The organism is Shewanella sp. 10N.286.51.B2, from assembly GCF_041469265.1.
In the GTDB taxonomy this organism is placed as follows: Bacteria; Pseudomonadota; Gammaproteobacteria; order Enterobacterales; family Shewanellaceae; genus Shewanella.
Genome location: NZ_JBFRKH010000106.1, coordinates 1 through 15848, shown reverse-complemented (window position 1 = coordinate 15848; position 15848 = coordinate 1). Strand labels below are relative to the sequence as shown.

Below are 15848 nucleotides of genomic sequence, written 5' to 3'. Positions count from 1 at the left end.
TGGCGGAGCGGACGGGACTCGAACCCGCGACCCCCGGCGTGACAGGCCGGTATTCTAACCAACTGAACTACCGCTCCTAAACTGTGTCACCTGTAATACAGATAAACAAAATTTAAGTAACTTAACTGGCGGAGCGGACGGGACTCGAACCCGCGACCCCCGGCGTGACAGGCCGGTATTCTAACCAACTGAACTACCGCTCCACTTAAGTTGCACGAATAATAAGGTCGTCGTCAAAAACCGTCAACAGTTTTTTTTAAGTTTTTATCCGTTTAGCTAAAAAACATACAGCAGCGATTAAGTTATAAACTTTTTGACTAAAAAGAGATCAATTTAATCTAAGCTAATATAATTAGCAGCAAACAATTATTTTTCATCTGGCATGGTTAAATCAAAATCATCAATAGCAGCAGTGATATCACCTTTTTTCGCAGCTTCTTGTTCAAGTCTTAATTTGGTTGTTGCCAGTGCTTTATTTAACGCAAGTTTCTTACGCCAAAAAATTAACCCTACCCCTCCTATGATTAACAGTAGGCCATTAATCGATGCAATCCACACGATAGCCTTATCTTTTGCAGCTTGCTCTTCTTGCGCTGCTAGCTGCGCAGCTCTTGCAGCTAACTCTTCAGCGCTGGGTGGAGGTTGAGGCGGTTCAATTAAATTAAAAAACAATTCCGGTAAATCCAGTATTAACTCACGCCCTGCAATACTGGTTGAGGCAACACTGCCTTTGATTCTATAACTGCCAAAATCGGTCACTTGCGGTATCGCGACTAAAGCTGGTGTTTCAGTGAGCTCATTAACAACAATCGGTAACTTAAGCCCTGCAGGGCCAACGATATCGAATTGAATATGGGTTTGCTCAAGTTTGAGTATTTCGTCATCAACATTTATTTGAATCTGCCAAACACCGGCTAATTTATCCGCGGGTTCAATTACTTCAACTTGAATGGGAGTTTCTGATAAATAGATTGGGTAGCTAATTTCACGCTCAAATACATTATTTCGCGCGACAACACTTAAGGTGTAGCTTCCCCAAGGTTGATTTAGATTATGTTTGCCCGTAAACACCCCATCATCGGGTATCTCATCCAAACCTTCACCATTATCTCTGTAAGAACCGACTGTAACAGTGCCGGTAGTAAAGTTGGCTTCGGTATTTTTATGATGGCTGGTAAATTTAACCGTCCATTCGAACATGTAATCAAGCCCTGGCAGACGAACCGTTAAGCCGTCACCAAGTAACTTAGCAGTGACTTTTAAACGTTCACCTTGAAATAGAGGCTGGGGGATATGCTCAACGTCAATTTCAAGTTGCGATACTTTTTGGATAGTGGAATTAGGCGCTAAACTGCCGATTAATTGCCAAGGACCGGGCATCGGATTGTTGATTTTAATCATATCGCCAGTTAAGCCATCGGCCCAATTGACATTATCAGGGTGCCTTTCGGAATACCATTTGGAACCGTCAGGCAACACGATTATCACTGGAGCGGAGCCATAAGTTCTTTGCACCAATAAGGTCACTTCATCGACCATATGATCAATACGAAATCTATTCTGTAACTCACTTGCTTGGGTATAAGGCACCGCTGTTGCCAATTGTGGCGTAACGGTAGCAACTAAGATAAAAATAACCGCCAGACAGTATGATTTCATTAAGCTCACTTTTATGCTTCACCTCTCCAGAGGCATTTGCCTGATTTTTTGACTAAATCAAGTCTTTCATCGTGTGATATTAATTCATCGGCCGTTGCTTGGATCACTTTAAGATTAAACTCATTTTGATCAATTAATTGTATACCACCACCTTCTTGACCCACTTTTTCATTTGATAAATTAAAGCCAATTTGTCCACCGGTCATCACTAAGTAAACATCAGCAAGGATTTCAGCATCCAATAGTGCGCCGTGATAGGTACGTCTAGAGGTATCGATACCGTAACGTTTACTGAGTGCATCTAGATTATTTTTTTGACCAGGATGCAGGTATTTTGCAATGTCTAGCGAATCGAGTATGTCACAGATATCTGCTGACTTGGGGCCTTGGGGCCTAAGCTGACTAAATTCATGATCCATAAAGCTGATATCAAACGGTGCGTTATGTGCGACAATTTCAGCACCGGCGATAAAGTCGATAAACTCTTGTGCGATTTGATGAAACCGCGGTTCTTTAGCAACTCGTTCATCAGTAATACCATGTACTTCAATGGCTTCTGGATCAATTAACTGACCTGGATTGATATATTGATGATAAGTACGACCGGTTAGTTTACGGTCAATCACTTCAACACAACCAATTTCGATAATTCTATGGCCAATATAAACGGGGCCACCAGCCTGATTCATACCGGTTGTTTCAGTATCTAAAATGATTTGGCGACTGGCGCCTGAAATAATATTCATAGGTAACTCAATTAATTGATAATAATTTAGGTATAATTGCCGAAATGTTTATTGCTGTGTATATGGTAACAATTTGATGTCAGAACTAAAACTTATCAATATCTTTACTGATGGCTCATGTCTGGGTAACCCTGGTCCCGGCGGATACGGTATTGTAATGAAATATAAGCAGCATACCAAAGAAATGTCTGATGGATTTAAGCTGACGACCAATAATCGGATGGAATTATTAGCGCCTATTGTGGCGTTAGAAGCGCTATATGAACCGTGTAAAATCATCTTAACCAGTGATAGTCAATATATGCGTCAAGGGATCACCCAATGGATCCATGGCTGGAAGAAAAAAGGTTGGATAACTTCAACTAAAACCCCAGTTAAAAATGTCGATTTATGGAAAAGGTTAGATAAAGCCAGTCAACTGCATCAAATTGATTGGCGCTGGGTTAAGGGACATGCTGGGCATATTGAAAATGAACGCTGTGATGATTTAGCCAGGCAAGCCGCCGAAGCTAAACCTCAGCAAGCTGATGTTAATTATCTGCCTGAAGCCAAAGCCTAAAACCCAAATCTGTTGCATAGCCAATATATTATTGGCTATACGCTTTAGCTTATTTTGAGAGCAATTTAGTATGTTTACTGTGCCCTGCTCTGCCTGCTGTCGGCGCTGTCGCCCATTGACGAGTACGCGCTTTTCGCTTTTCCCTGATGGGCGTTAATGGCGACTCCATTTTTCTGGCCACAATCAAATACACACTGCCAACGCCTGGTAACCACTTTTCTAATCTATTTTGCCACCAGCGGCCTTGGTTCATTTGTCCAAGCAAAGGGTGATAAATAAAACGTTCATCCTGCAGGATTTGATAACCTAATAAACCTAACCAATCTTTTACCCTCGCTGGCATAAAAAACTGACCACACCAAGGTAATTGAGTTTGATATTTAGGTAGAAGCTTACCCATAAAGGCGGTACTGACAGGGTTAAAACCACAAACAAAAATATAGCCGCCGGAAATCATTACTCGGTCAACTTCCCGTAATAAACGATATGGGTCATGTTCAAATTCCATTAAAAAACTCATCAGCACGGCATCCATGGTGCTTGTTTGCAGGGGCAAATGATGGGGATCGGCTTGAATTGATGCGCCTTGGGCATCATGAATAGAAAAATGCCGCGCAATATTGCAATGTAAACTAGACACTTGAGCGCTAAGCGCACCTAGCTTTAATAAATGGTAACCAAAAATCCTCGGCCACCAATCAGTTAACTTTTGTTCTAGGGCCAATTGAATCTCATCACCACAGGGTAACTCTTGCCATAATTGTGGTTTTTGATTTATCGACATTAAACTGATACTCCCTTAATTTCAAAAGCCCTAGGTTGAGTATAACGACTTATGGCTCTTTGTCGTTAGCATTTTACCCATAGTTGATATCATTTAAAAAAGGGACGAATAAAGTGTTAAATTTATTGTTAATTAGCGCGTTTACATAACCTTATTTAGTCACTTCAACCAGTTGTTTACTTTAAATGTAACAGTATACAAGCCTAGTTCAGCCCAAGCATATTCACTCTATTGGCCTTTTACATATAATCCGTTAACCTAGCGGTAAGATTTCACTTATGGATTTAATCATGCTTTCAGTCATCGGTATTTCAGCGTTTAATGACAACTACATTTGGCTTATACATCAAAAAAATAGCAATCAAGCCTATGTTGTTGACCCTGGCTGTGGCCAAAGTGTGCTCGATTACCTCAAGGGCTCCCCATTAGAGCTGGCGGGGATATTAATCACTCACCATCATGCAGATCACACTGGTGGCATTGCGCAAATACAACAGGCTTTTAATAATAAGCTCGAGGTTTATGGACCTGAAAGTGAAAATATTAGCGGTATTACGCATCCAATAAAAGGCGAGCCATTACTCAAACTCAAGGAGCTTGATACAAAGCTTAAAGTCATTAGTGTGCCGGGCCATACGTTAGGTCATATAGCTTACTTTTATCAACAGCCAGATAGTGTAAACTGTGAAGCGTTATTTTGCGGAGACACCCTATTTAGCGGCGGTTGTGGAAGATTGTTTGAAGGCACAGCCGAACAAATGGCAAACTCGTTAGCAAAACTCGCTGACTTGCCACCTCACACCCAAGTTTACTGCGCCCATGAATATACCGCGGCTAATCTTAAATTTGCGTTACAAGCAGAACCTAACAATAAAGCGTTGCAGCAATACAGTCAGTCAGTTACTTTATCTCGTAATAACAATATGGCTACAATTCCAACTACAATCGCAACAGAATTAGCCATAAATCCATTTTTAAGAAGTAACAGTAAAGAAATAAAACAAGTCATCGCTGCTAAGTTTCAAGTTGAAAAACCAACAGCACTACAGACGTTTACTTTACTCAGAGAGTGGAAAAATAACTTTTAAGCTATTGAGCGCGGCGACACTTGCTAAGTTAGCAAAGACATTAAAGCCATTTTACACTACAATGCCGCCTCAATTTTGACCAAACACATTTGGTAGACGCCTTTGATCTGCCAGCTTTGCAAGATTTAGGATTTTTTTTAGATGCATAAACCTTTATACCTTTTTGTTGGAAGCTTGGCATTTCTAACCGCATGCCAAACTGCCACTCCAACAAAAGTCGAGCCTTCACCGATTGTCGTTCCTCAGCCAATTAAGCCTGAAAAAGTTGTAGACGAAGTTGCAGCACCGGTTGAAATCACCGATGTTTGGCAACGGATCCGTTTGCAACTTACCATGCCAATTGATGATGTAAAACTGGTGAATAAATATCGAGACTGGTATTTAGCGAACCCAAGACATTTAGAAATTGTCTCTCAACGTGCAGAGCCGTATTTACATTATATTGTCGAAGAATTAGAAAAACGTAATCTGCCGATTGAACTAGCATTATTACCTATTGTTGAAAGCTCGTTTGACCCTTCAGCTTACTCTGCGAGTGCCGCTTCAGGTTTATGGCAATTAACTACGCCTATTTCTAATTACTTTGGTGTTAAAAGTGACTGGTGGTATGACGGCAGACGTGATGTTCCCGCATCCACCACTGCAGCACTGGACTTCTTAGAGTACTTATACGATAGGACCGGACAAAACTGGTTATATGCCATTGCGGCCTATAATACGGGTGAAGGCCGAGTAAATAATGCTGTTCGCCGTAATAAAGCCGCAGGTAAAAGCACTGAATTTTGGGCGCTATCATTACCCAGAGAAACTCAACGCTACGTACCGCAACTGATTGCATTATCAGATGTGGTTAAAAATGCTGACAAATATGGCATCAAACTAACTCCAATCAGTAATGAACCGCATATTGCTGTGGTTGATACCCAAAGCCAGATTGACCTTAAACTTGCGGCAGATTTAGCCAATATGCCAGTTAAAGAATTAAAAGCATTAAACCCAGGTTTAGATCGCTGGGCAACATCACCTGATGGCCCTAATACATTGGTGGTGCCATTTGATAAAGCGGCGCAGTTTGAACAAAAACTTGCAAACCTTGATCCTAAATCAAAATTGAACTGGCATAGATACCAAATTAAATCTGGCGATACCGTAAGCCATATTGCCAAGCGTTTTGATACTTCGGCTTCTTTTATTCGTTCAAGTAATGGCCTGAAAAATAATAATATTAGAGCCGGAAAGTACCTTATTATTCCAGTTCCTGCTGAAGGCGCAAACCTCACAACTGAACAGTTATTAGCACAAGCAAAACCAAGCTCAGTTAAGACTAAAACTTACACGGTTAAATCAGGCGATTCATTATGGGTCATTGCCAGAAAAAATGATGTCAGTGTTGATGATTTAATTCGCTGGAATCGTCTGCCTAAAAACGGCACTTTAAGCATTGGTAAACAATTAAAGATTGGCGCAGTATCAAGTAGCAAAAACAATGCAGAAAGAACCGTTAATTACAAAGTTCGCTCTGGGGATTCATTGGCTAGAATTGCCAGTAAATTCAACGTTTCAGTCAATGATTTGATCGAGTGGAATAGACTTCAAAACAGTAAGTATATTCAGCCAGGACAGATGTTAAGATTGATTGTGGATGTCACCAAGGTCAATGCGTAGTGAGTCTATAAGCTAACTTCTTAGCAATTTCGCAGTAAGTATTTCGCGACTTAAAACAAAAAACGGCAAGGTGATCCTTGCCGTTTTTTATTATATAGCGATTTTTAAACTTGATGTAATCAACTCATCTATACCAAGTTTAAAGCAGTACAAGATCCAAAGTCTTGGTTAACATGATCCCTTGGATATTTTTACTTATGATAAAAATAGCCGCTGACTAAGCCCAAGTGGGCTTAATCACATCATTAAAAACCTAATTTCTTAAATAACTTACCTTTGAGTTTATCGGTTTCATCTTTAAGTTTAGAATCTAATAAAGCACTGGTATCGATACCAAATTTAGGATCTTTCATGCTGCCGGTTATGGTAAGCGGAATGTCCACGCCAGCTAAGGCATCTTCACCACCCTGACCCGCTAATGAGCCCACCACTGACGTCGTTAGCTTATAGTCCACAGTTTCATTATCAATATTAGCACTGCCATTACCGCTAAGGCGAATGAGTGGCGACGCCATAGCTAAGTCTGGGTTAGTCGCAACAGCATTTTTCAAACTAAAACTACCGGTTAAACTAGTAAAATCAGTTTTAAGTTCTTCAGTATTTTTTGCAGATAAATCCCCTTTTAACTTATCTTGAGCACTACGGATCATTTGCGGGATATTCACTCCGTATAACGAGCCATCGGCAATTTCGAAATTACCCTGTGCCAGCAGGTTTTTCTTTAAGTTATCTGGAATTAAACTTTTACCAGAACCAGAAATTTTAAAATTTGCCGCACCTGAAATTAAATCAATATCCGCCGCATCTTTTAACAGCGGTCTAAATTGCACCCCCGTTAATGTTTCATCAAAGCGATAACTAGCTACTTTCTGACGACCATCAAGCTGGGCTGTCGCTTTAATGCTACCTTCATATAAATTCGCAGAAAACTGAGTTAAATCGGCGACGCCATCTTTGACCTTGGCTTTCATTACCCAGTTTTGAGTGAGTAGATTTGCGACCTTGATTGATTTAACCGACATGCCTAAGGTTAAATCAATGGTTTTTAATGCGGACAAATCAGGCTCTACAGCTGGCTTGCTCGCTGCAACTTGTTCAGTGTCTTTTGCTTTAGCTTCGGTCTCTGATGGCGGCAGTAATTTATCAACATCGATATCACCGACATCTAATTGCAGGTTAATTTTAGGGATTGTGGCGCCGTAATTGACTGAAACATCGCCAGTGGCGCTTATGTCCATCGCTGACAATTGTTTTATAGCAACATCTAATTTTTTAGCATCTAAAGCCACATTAATATCAGTAATCAGCTGGCTGCTAACACTTTTATTAGGGATAGCCTCACCGGTCACATCAGTATTAATGGTTAAATCAGCCATAATAACCTGAGTCAAATCTTCACTAATGGTCAATTGACCATTACCAGAACTTGCCAGCATCATATCAGGCATTTGTGCAGTAAATTCATAAGCAAAGTCTGCAGCGTTTCCTAATGAAAACTCACCAAGGGTTAAACTATTTAAACTAAATATTTGTTTGGTTTCTGCCGCTTCATCAATTACGTTGATGGTGGTATTGGTAATAGACACGCCGCCGATTTGTAAACTTTGCAATTCGAGTGTATTAGCTGATGATGCTGGTTCTGACGCGGTTGTGGTTTCAGGTGATGCAGCACCGCCCAAACCATCAAAGCTGGTTGAACCGTCTTTTTTAGTGACGATATTCATAGTCAAACCATCAAGGGATAATTGTGCAATTTCCACTTGTTGGCTTAAAAGCGGCATTAATGCCACACTGGCGACCGCTTGGTTTACTTCAACTAATGTACTTGGAGAAAAGTTCTCAGGGTTGGATAGTGAAATGCCACCGAGGTTAATCCCAAGTGTCGGGAAAAAGCTCCAACTTAAGTCTTGGCTAATGACAAAATCACGGCCAGTTTGCTTTTTAACGGCATCCACAATTTGTGGTTTAAAACTATTTGGATCAAAAAATACCGTTAAATAAATAACCAGCAATAAGATTACGCTAGCGACTATAGCTAATAGCCATTTAAGTGCCTTCATGTTTGCATCCTTGTAAGCAAATTGATTTTTAATGTAAAAATAAATTAATTCATCTAAGTTTAGCTTAATACTGCTAAATCTAAAGGTTTTTCAGTAACGGCTATGCCATTTTCATCGGCATAGATCATCATGGCAGGTTTTACTGAGACACCGGCAATCTCGATATTTATATTCACAAGGCCAACATCTTTTTTTTCTGTTTTAATGGGATTAGCACTTAGCGCCTGCACACCAATACCAATGGTCGACAATGTGCCCACATCTCTTACCGCACCAAAAATGATGATACCTTCCCATTCATTATTGGCCGCCGACTCCGCAATCATGTCACCTAGCAAAGCACGCCGACACACGCCGCCGCCATCGACCACTAACACTTTACCTTTACCAGCGGTTGCTAACGTTGACTTCACTTTAGAGTTATCTTCAAAACACTTAACCGTAACCACTTCACCATAAAATATCCGTTTGGCGCCGTAACTTTGCCAATTGGCGGGTATCAAGGTTAATTCAGAACCATAGTGGTCAAATAAATCAGGTAATAAATCTAGCATTTTGCACATCCTGTACTAAAGTAAATAAATTAATGTTTAATATAAACGTCATGCTCTATTGAAACAAATCATTAATCTGAATAAACTATCAATAATGCTCTGTTACTATTCATGGAAGATAGAGAGTACCCATGCTAAATAGCATTCATTTACTCATAATCCTAAGTAGTTATCCATATGACTGATATTAATTTACAAAATGTAATTAACGCCTTTGATGAATTAGATTTCGAAAATAGAACAACTAAAAGTCTTGAAAGTGCCCGCAACAAACTGCAAATGAAAACTTATCTTGACTCTCTTGATTACAGTTTACGTCGATTAAACATTTTAAATGAAGTCGTTTCAGAAATGGTTGAGCAAAAAAAATCAGCCTTAAAGAAGCAAGAGCAAGTTCAAACCTACAAATCTAAAGTCATACAACTGTCTAGAGAATATCGTATTTCTTACCAAGAAGTACTTGAAATCATGATTTCAATCAAACAAAAATAAATAGTCTAGAACCCAAATTAAATAGTAAAATCTTCATACTAAAAGACTCAAGTTCAACACAAATTGATACTCTAACTATTTTTATTGGCTGATTTAATTGTCCAATCTTATAATCGCATTACTTTATATCTTTTTAGGTTTACTTGGGGGTAAGCCTAAATTGTTTATAATCCGGCTATGTAAATAATTTATATTTTAAATCTACCCAAAACTAGCTTGCATAACCAAACCTACAAAAACCTTATCGCTATTCGAAGGTATATGTTCATTTTGATTTTTACTTTTCAAACAAAACCTCTTCACTGCGGGTTAAGTTGGTACTTGGCTTAGCAAGAACTGCCCTTTCCCCTCTGTGGTTGCTACTATTTGAATGATGCTTGATAAATATCGCCAATGAATCCTTTAATGTCATTTGGGATATCGTCCACTTGGTCTGCCTATCACGGTGCCACAATGGGTTGAAAAATAGCAATTTGAATTGAGAAAAGCCCCTTTAATTTTGAATTTCAAATGTATTAAAACCGTTTTAGCTAAACTGGATACACTCTATTTCTGCCGTGACCTTTTGCTAAATAAAGATGGGTATCTGCTTGTTTATATAATGCCTCAATTGTAGTGATTTCTTGGGTCATTTCAGCGACACCGATACTGACGCTTGTATCAATCAAAATGGTATTATAAAGGAAATCTTTACTCTCAATGATAATTCGTATTTTCTCAGCAATACGCTTGGCATCATTCATTGATGTATTGTTGAGTAAAATAGCGAATTCCTCACCACCAATTCGTGCGAAAATATCGCTTTCTCGCATACTAGCTTCTACGACTCTGGCGAGATGTATTAATACAAAATCACCTGCTTGATGGCCATAATTATCGTTCACTTTTTTAAAGTGATCGATATCAATCATTAACAGTGAAACGCTAGTTTGTTGTCTTGAAGCAATCGCCATTATCTTTTTGGCCATTTCAAAAAAATAGCGTCGATTATATATGTTAGTTAGATTATCCATGATTGATAATCTACGAAATTCTTCGGCGCTCTTTTCTACATCCTCGTGGGCTTTTATGCTAGATATACGACTATCTAACATTGATTTTGACAATAAAATGGTTGCAGGAATATAGCTAACAATAAACGCCAATAAAGCAAAATGTTGGTATTCACCAAAATAAAGCATAATAGCAATCTGCGGCGTTATCATTAAAATGAAAAACACCAAATAGGCTTTAAAGAAAGACGACATCGATAATGTTGCGGCTGTGACAATTCCGATAATTAGAATAAAACCGACAAACTCAAACGGTTGACGAGCATAAATTATTAGCATCACCGATGATGCCGTCCACATGCAGGCTTGAAATACATTTAGAGCGATAAAAATGACTTCATCATTAGCGAGTCTTTTTCTATCTTCTTTTTCTAAATGTTTTTCAAACATTTTTGCATTATAAATTCGGCATATTGCTAAGAGAATTTGTAAACAAAACCAAGTCATCAAAATGTTAAACGGAATGAGGATGTTAAATACTAAGGCGTAAGTAATAGAGACAATCAACATCGCAACCATGGCTCTGGGTGTTTGCTCGGCGACATTTTGTAAAAGTTTTGCAGGAACGTTAGACATACATATCCTAATTCAGCACAATTTGACCCTAGTAAACAACTCATTAATCGATTTTAATAGCTTGAGATAAACGAATATTTTATGAGGCTGCATACTTATTTTAACGTTCTTAAAAACACACAAATACAGTTAATTAGAGCATTATAGTAAATATAGGAAGCATCGTCTGAATTGTCTAGCAGACCATTGGAAATCATTAAATAAACATGTGCTAGGCGTTATTTAGCGCACGATTGAGACCTTGATTGAACAATTCATCAGCAAGAGAAAATGCCTAACTTTATGTCAGAATACCCCTTTAATTTACTCTCGAAGGCAAAGTAACTGTACCCCAGTTACAAAAACGCCTTTTTAGGTGGTTTTTACTGGGTTAGTACTCGCTTAATTTAAAGTCGCTAAACGTGGCAAAGTTAACTTGTTGACGGTTTTCCTAAAAAGCTTTTGCTGCCCAAATATCGCGTTTAATACCCTCAACTGGTCGAATAGCAAACTCAACGTCTTTAATAAGGCGTAAAAGCTGCATTAACTCACGACAGTCTTGAGTGATTCTAATAAGAAGACTGCCAGACTCAGATGGCGGACATATTAGACCTTGTTGAAAATAAACTTATTGCATTGTTATCACCTGTGCGTGCTATTTTATCGAATAAGTAAATAATACCTGCTGTTAACTCCACTAAAAACGCTATATTAATTATAATATTCTCAAATATGGATTGATAATATGCTCATACAAGACCTGCACATCATTCTCAAAGTAGCTGAATTTCGAAGTATTACTGCGGCTGCAAACAGCCTTGATATGCGTATGGCAACCGCTAGTGCTGCGGTCAAGCGTGTTGAAGCAGCATTAGGCGTTGAGCTATTTGTACGCACTACGCGCCAACTTAGGCTTTCCCCTGCTGGTGAGCGCTATTTACCTCAATGCGAACTGGCTGTGCAACTGTTAGACAATGCCCAGCAAAATGCTCAGGAAGATTTAGATGTACTAAAAGGTGAAATAAGAATTGCCCTATCATCTGATCTAGGCCGTAATGTGGTTACCCCGTGGTTGGATGATTTTTTGCTGCTTTATCCCGACGTGGCTTTACGCAGTAATATCACTGACAGTAATATTGATTTTTATCGTGACTCTGTTGATATGGCGCTGCGCTATGGTGAGCCAAGCGATGCCAGTATGTATGGTTTTCGAATTTGCAGTATTCCGCGAGTGCTATGCGCCACACAAAGCTATTTAGACAAAAATGGCGTCCCAACAACGCCAGATGAACTCATAAATCACAATGGGCTGTTTTACCAGTTACAGGATATTGTTCAGAACGAGTGGCGCTTTAGTCATCAAGACCAAAGCCATAAAGTAAAGCTTAAAGGTAATCGTGCATCTAATGACGGAGATTTGGTGCGGCGTTGGTGTGTGTCGGGACACGGGTTTGCGATTAAGTCATGTCTTGATATGGCGGATGATTTGCTAACAGGTCGTGTGGTAAACGTCATGCAGGAATATAAACCAACTGCGACTGAATTGTGGCTTGTGTGCCCCAGCCGTCAGTCTATTACCCCAACAGTGCGCTTATTACGTGATTATTTTAGAGAGAAAACCCAGCAGCTATTGTCTCAACTGGTTGAGCATGGCGTGTTAAACAAACAAGATATTAAATAACATACAATCACTATTAAGCTAATTCATTAAACTGAGTTGTTGAATCTCGCTCTTTTAATTCAAAGTCTAAAACATGGCGTAAATTTGATAGGCTATCTGAAGTCACTTGATTCATTTGGCCAGAAGTCAGTAATGTGATAGCTGTTTCAGCCATCGCATTGATAGGTTGTTTCACTGTTGTGATATGTGGCCAAATCGTAGTAGCAAGCGGGGTATCATCATAACCGGCAACGCTTAAGTCTTTGGGTACATTTAAGCCTAAGGAATTGGCAACCGAAACAACTGCTGCAGCCATATCATCATTACTAGCAAATATCGCGCTTGGTCTATTTTCTCTATCTAATAGAGCCTTAGCAGCTCCTAATGCAGACTTATAGCTGAACATACCTTGCTCAATAAACTCTGGCGGAATGTTTAACTGTTTAGATCGCATTGCATCTAAAAATCCTTGATAACGAAGACGACTGGCACCAACGTCTGGGTGCCCTATAATAAAGCCAATGTCTTTATGGCCTTTATTGACTAACAAATTGGTCATATCATAAGCCGCTTGATAATCGTCCATACAAACAAAAGCAGATAAGGTTAACTCCACATCTGGTGATACTCGTACAAAAGGAATATTTAATACAGTAAGCTCTTTGAGAATCTCAATATTGTTACAAAAAGGCGGTAATAGAATAACGCCATCAACTCGTGTTTCTTCAACTAAATCACGTGTGATTTTTAACTTTTCTTCTTGGGTGCCTTCACACTCATCTACCACTAAATGATAACCTTGCTGGCGGCAACTTTTTAAAGCCGACATCATGAACTGACTAACATAACCACCTTCACTTGGGTTTTCGTAAAGTAAGCCAATTAAATAAGATTTAGAACTCGCTAAACGCCTAGCTGAAATATTGGGGCGATAGTTTAGTTGATCTGCCGCTTGCTGGACTTTCGCTCGTGTTTTGTCACTGACTTTTTCGTCCTTGTTTAACACCCTAGAAACGGTCATTTTCGACACACCAGCCATTAAAGCAACATCTTGAATAGTGATTTTAGTGCTTGATTTACTCTTATTAATTGGACTCATTAGGAAACTCATTTAAAAATAAGATAAATGTTACAAAGTTCGTAGTAACAATAATACCCTCAGAATAACAGATAAATTACTGATACTATAATCACTTATTCTTATTCATGCGTATTGTGGCAAAATCTATAATTATCACATTAAAACAGTCAATAAGGATCATCGAACCATCGTTATTAGCGACTAAAGCTGGTTATTACTCACACAATAAATTTATCGTGTTATCGATAACCTACATTTGATAATAATGTCTATAAATTATTACTATAAGCTTTTTAGCATCCAAACATCACAGCCACCGTGAATGGTACCAACAAGGGGCTTATCTAAATGTTGAAAGCCCATCTTTTCATAGAGTGTAATTGCCGCTGTCATTGAATTTAACGTATCGAGATAACATTGTTCAAAACCGTTTGCTTTTGCAAATGTAAGACATTGCTCAGTTAAGCGCTTACCTAAACCAAGCCCTCTCGTTTCAGGTAATAGAAATAATTTTCTTAACTCACAAATCTTGTTATCACCGTTGAACTTTGCAATACCTGCACCGCCTACCACTTGATTATCAATGCATGCTACTAAATAAATACTCTTATTTTTTGAGCAATAAAACCGGCTCATTTGTAGTACTTCGGGATCAGAAGGGCCAAACCCCTCGCCTATGGCACCAAATTCTTTACCTACTGATTTAATGATGGCTGCCACTTGTTGATCTTGCTGTGAAATTATTGGTTCAATTACAATTTTCATAAACTTTTTATGTTACTTAACAGGCCGGTATTTAAACTAGATTATCAAATAAATCCGCAATAAAAGACATTACATTTGTTCAGGCGTAAATCTTTGCTCTAATTGCCTCTATATGCTTCTGAAATATATGTGAATTTTCTAATGTTATGGTAGGTTAACAGAGTTTCCCCTCAAATATGGCCGCAGCAACGGCCTTCTATTTCATGATTGAAGCCTATTGTTTTTCGTTTATCGTTTATCGTTTATCGTCGAACTGTGCCATTTTTTCATCAGGCTGATATAGGTAATGCAACATGCGAAGTGCAATAAGCATGAGAGAGATTGTTTGTCAGTCTATTAGATAAACCGCTGAAGCTGAGCATGTATCGCCACAGTCAATCGTGTTATTACATAATAATATAGGTGGGTGTTCTATAAGCAGGATAACTGACATGGACTTTCTGATTAATCTATTTCTTGATTAGAAAGAAATACACAACATGAGACAAGTAAATTAAACACGAACTAACAAATATTGCTTAGGCAGCAACGACATGCCTAGATTTCTTTAGGGGATTTAAGCGATTGTGCATAACTTTAATGGTATCAAATTGCTGTAATACTTTAGATTCTGTTAAAGGGCACTCACTTGATAACACCATCACTAACGCTGCCTGCAAGCTGTTTTCAACCACTAGAACTAAAACAGAGGTTCCATTGGCATTTAACGAAAATAACTTACCTACTTCGCAATAAACACATTCTTGACTGATTTCAAAAAACCAAGATTTTGGCATTTGTGGTTTGATCATAAAATGCGCTGCGGTGGCATTCAGCGCTGTTTGTACGACTGCAGCATCGGACATTTTTAACGCTTTAGGCAGACTTTCAAGTAGGTTTATATAGAATTTAGCATGATCCACACTAAATTCTGACGTCATTAATGCATCAGGGATAAGAGATTTGGTTTTATATGGGGTTAAGAACTCCATTTCGGAACCTAATGAAATACTTAATTGCTTAAAAGTTTCATTATATTCCCACTGCCAGTCCTTATTTGGCATTAATAACATTTTTAAATACCTACTTTAACAATACAATCTGATAATAGTTTATATTTCAGACAATATCAAAATATTATTTAAAAAC

14 protein-coding genes and 2 tRNA genes are annotated in these 15848 nt (G+C 38.7%); 5 read left to right on the top strand and 11 right to left on the bottom strand.

Annotated elements, in window-relative coordinates; genetic code table 11:
• The 4 genes from AB4140_RS19525 to dnaQ all read right to left on the bottom strand — a co-directional run bounded on the left by AB4140_RS19525 (nucleotide 1) and on the right by dnaQ (nucleotide 2405).
• A tRNA-Asp gene (locus tag AB4140_RS19525) sits at nucleotides 1–77 on the bottom strand.
• A gap of 49 nt (nucleotides 78–126) precedes the next feature.
• Nucleotides 127–203 (bottom strand) — tRNA-Asp (locus tag AB4140_RS19520).
• Nucleotides 204–366: 163 nt separating this feature from the next.
• A complete protein-coding gene (locus AB4140_RS19515) occupies nucleotides 367–1659 on the bottom strand; it encodes a TIGR03503 family protein (RefSeq protein ID WP_372002286.1) in 1293 nt (430 codons plus the stop codon).
• A gap of 11 nt (nucleotides 1660–1670) precedes the next feature.
• Nucleotides 1671–2405, bottom strand: a complete 735-nt coding sequence (gene dnaQ / locus AB4140_RS19510) for a DNA polymerase III subunit epsilon (RefSeq protein WP_102477270.1) — start codon at nucleotides 2403–2405, stop codon at nucleotides 1671–1673.
• Between the two features lie 76 nt (nucleotides 2406–2481).
• On the opposite strand from dnaQ, the gene rnhA reads away from it, so the two are divergent.
• A complete protein-coding gene (rnhA, locus tag AB4140_RS19505) occupies nucleotides 2482–2964 on the top strand; it encodes a ribonuclease HI (RefSeq protein ID WP_102437793.1) in 483 nt (160 codons plus the stop codon).
• A gap of 49 nt (nucleotides 2965–3013) precedes the next feature.
• Here rnhA and AB4140_RS19500 read toward each other — a convergent pair whose 3' ends face one another.
• A complete protein-coding gene (locus AB4140_RS19500; RefSeq protein ID WP_372002287.1) occupies nucleotides 3014–3757 on the bottom strand; it encodes a class I SAM-dependent methyltransferase in 744 nt (247 codons plus the stop codon).
• A 281-nt stretch (nucleotides 3758–4038) separates the two neighbouring features.
• On the opposite strand from AB4140_RS19500, the gene gloB reads away from it, so the two are divergent.
• Both gloB and AB4140_RS19490 read left to right on the top strand, forming a co-directional pair.
• Nucleotides 4039–4836, top strand: coding sequence for a hydroxyacylglutathione hydrolase (gene gloB, locus AB4140_RS19495; protein ID WP_372002283.1), 798 nt, complete (start codon nucleotides 4039–4041; stop codon nucleotides 4834–4836).
• 141 nt (nucleotides 4837–4977) lie between these two features.
• On the top strand, nucleotides 4978–6501 hold the full coding sequence (locus tag AB4140_RS19490) for a LysM peptidoglycan-binding domain-containing protein (protein WP_102437797.1): 1524 nt from the start codon (nucleotides 4978–4980) through the stop codon (nucleotides 6499–6501).
• Between the two features lie 245 nt (nucleotides 6502–6746).
• Here the strand turns inward: AB4140_RS19490 and AB4140_RS19485 are convergent, their stop codons facing one another.
• Together AB4140_RS19485 and AB4140_RS19480 are read right to left on the bottom strand one after the other, a co-directional pair.
• The gene (locus AB4140_RS19485; RefSeq protein WP_372002280.1) at nucleotides 6747–8561 is read right to left on the bottom strand and encodes an AsmA family protein; all 1815 of its coding nucleotides are present in this window, start codon (nucleotides 8559–8561) and stop codon (nucleotides 6747–6749) included.
• 59 nt (nucleotides 8562–8620) lie between these two features.
• On the bottom strand, nucleotides 8621–9115 hold the full coding sequence (locus AB4140_RS19480) for a putative 4-hydroxy-4-methyl-2-oxoglutarate aldolase (RefSeq protein WP_102437800.1): 495 nt from the start codon (nucleotides 9113–9115) through the stop codon (nucleotides 8621–8623).
• A gap of 177 nt (nucleotides 9116–9292) precedes the next feature.
• Here AB4140_RS19480 and AB4140_RS19475 point away from each other — a divergent pair, with 177 nt between their 5' ends.
• A complete protein-coding gene (locus AB4140_RS19475) occupies nucleotides 9293–9607 on the top strand; it encodes a hypothetical protein (RefSeq protein ID WP_102437802.1) in 315 nt (104 codons plus the stop codon).
• Nucleotides 9608–10137: 530 nt separating this feature from the next.
• On the opposite strand, the gene AB4140_RS19470 is transcribed toward AB4140_RS19475, so the two are convergent.
• Complete coding sequence (locus tag AB4140_RS19470) at nucleotides 10138–11235, bottom strand: GGDEF domain-containing protein (RefSeq protein WP_372002277.1); 1098 nt, start codon at nucleotides 11233–11235, stop codon at nucleotides 10138–10140.
• A 724-nt stretch (nucleotides 11236–11959) separates the two neighbouring features.
• Between AB4140_RS19470 and AB4140_RS19465 the strand changes: the two genes are divergently transcribed.
• Nucleotides 11960–12895: a LysR family transcriptional regulator gene (locus AB4140_RS19465; protein ID WP_372002275.1), complete on the top strand. Its 936-nt coding sequence runs from the start codon at nucleotides 11960–11962 to the stop codon at nucleotides 12893–12895.
• Nucleotides 12896–12908: 13 nt separating this feature from the next.
• Here the strand turns inward: AB4140_RS19465 and AB4140_RS19460 are convergent, their stop codons facing one another.
• The 3 genes from AB4140_RS19460 to AB4140_RS19450 all read right to left on the bottom strand — a co-directional run bounded on the left by AB4140_RS19460 (nucleotide 12909) and on the right by AB4140_RS19450 (nucleotide 15772).
• A complete protein-coding gene (locus tag AB4140_RS19460; RefSeq protein WP_102477265.1) occupies nucleotides 12909–13973 on the bottom strand; it encodes a LacI family DNA-binding transcriptional regulator in 1065 nt (354 codons plus the stop codon).
• Nucleotides 13974–14237: 264 nt separating this feature from the next.
• Nucleotides 14238–14720: a GNAT family N-acetyltransferase gene (locus AB4140_RS19455; protein ID WP_303459183.1), complete on the bottom strand. Its 483-nt coding sequence runs from the start codon at nucleotides 14718–14720 to the stop codon at nucleotides 14238–14240.
• 518 nt (nucleotides 14721–15238) lie between these two features.
• On the bottom strand, nucleotides 15239–15772 hold the full coding sequence (locus AB4140_RS19450) for a cell division protein ZapC (RefSeq protein WP_076536309.1): 534 nt from the start codon (nucleotides 15770–15772) through the stop codon (nucleotides 15239–15241).
• Between the last annotated feature and the right edge of the window lie 76 nt (nucleotides 15773–15848).

Coding starts and splice junctions, on each gene's coding strand:
- AB4140_RS19450 (WP_076536309.1), bottom strand. CDS start 15,772: ATGTTATTAATGCCAAATAAGGACTGGCAGTGGGAATATAATGAAACT.
- AB4140_RS19515 (WP_372002286.1), bottom strand. CDS start 1,659: ATGAAATCATACTGTCTGGCGGTTATTTTTATCTTAGTTGCTACCGTT.
- AB4140_RS19470 (WP_372002277.1), bottom strand. CDS start 11,235: ATGTCTAACGTTCCTGCAAAACTTTTACAAAATGTCGCCGAGCAAACA.
- AB4140_RS19465 (WP_372002275.1), top strand. CDS start 11,960: ATGCTCATACAAGACCTGCACATCATTCTCAAAGTAGCTGAATTTCGA.
- AB4140_RS19460 (WP_102477265.1), bottom strand. CDS start 13,973: ATGAGTCCAATTAATAAGAGTAAATCAAGCACTAAAATCACTATTCAA.
- dnaQ (WP_102477270.1), bottom strand. CDS start 2,405: ATGAATATTATTTCAGGCGCCAGTCGCCAAATCATTTTAGATACTGAA.
- AB4140_RS19485 (WP_372002280.1), bottom strand. CDS start 8,561: ATGAAGGCACTTAAATGGCTATTAGCTATAGTCGCTAGCGTAATCTTA.
- AB4140_RS19480 (WP_102437800.1), bottom strand. CDS start 9,115: ATGCTAGATTTATTACCTGATTTATTTGACCACTATGGTTCTGAATTA.
- AB4140_RS19475 (WP_102437802.1), top strand. CDS start 9,293: ATGACTGATATTAATTTACAAAATGTAATTAACGCCTTTGATGAATTA.
- rnhA (WP_102437793.1), top strand. CDS start 2,482: ATGTCAGAACTAAAACTTATCAATATCTTTACTGATGGCTCATGTCTG.
- AB4140_RS19455 (WP_303459183.1), bottom strand. CDS start 14,720: ATGAAAATTGTAATTGAACCAATAATTTCACAGCAAGATCAACAAGTG.
- AB4140_RS19490 (WP_102437797.1), top strand. CDS start 4,978: ATGCATAAACCTTTATACCTTTTTGTTGGAAGCTTGGCATTTCTAACC.
- gloB (WP_372002283.1), top strand. CDS start 4,039: ATGCTTTCAGTCATCGGTATTTCAGCGTTTAATGACAACTACATTTGG.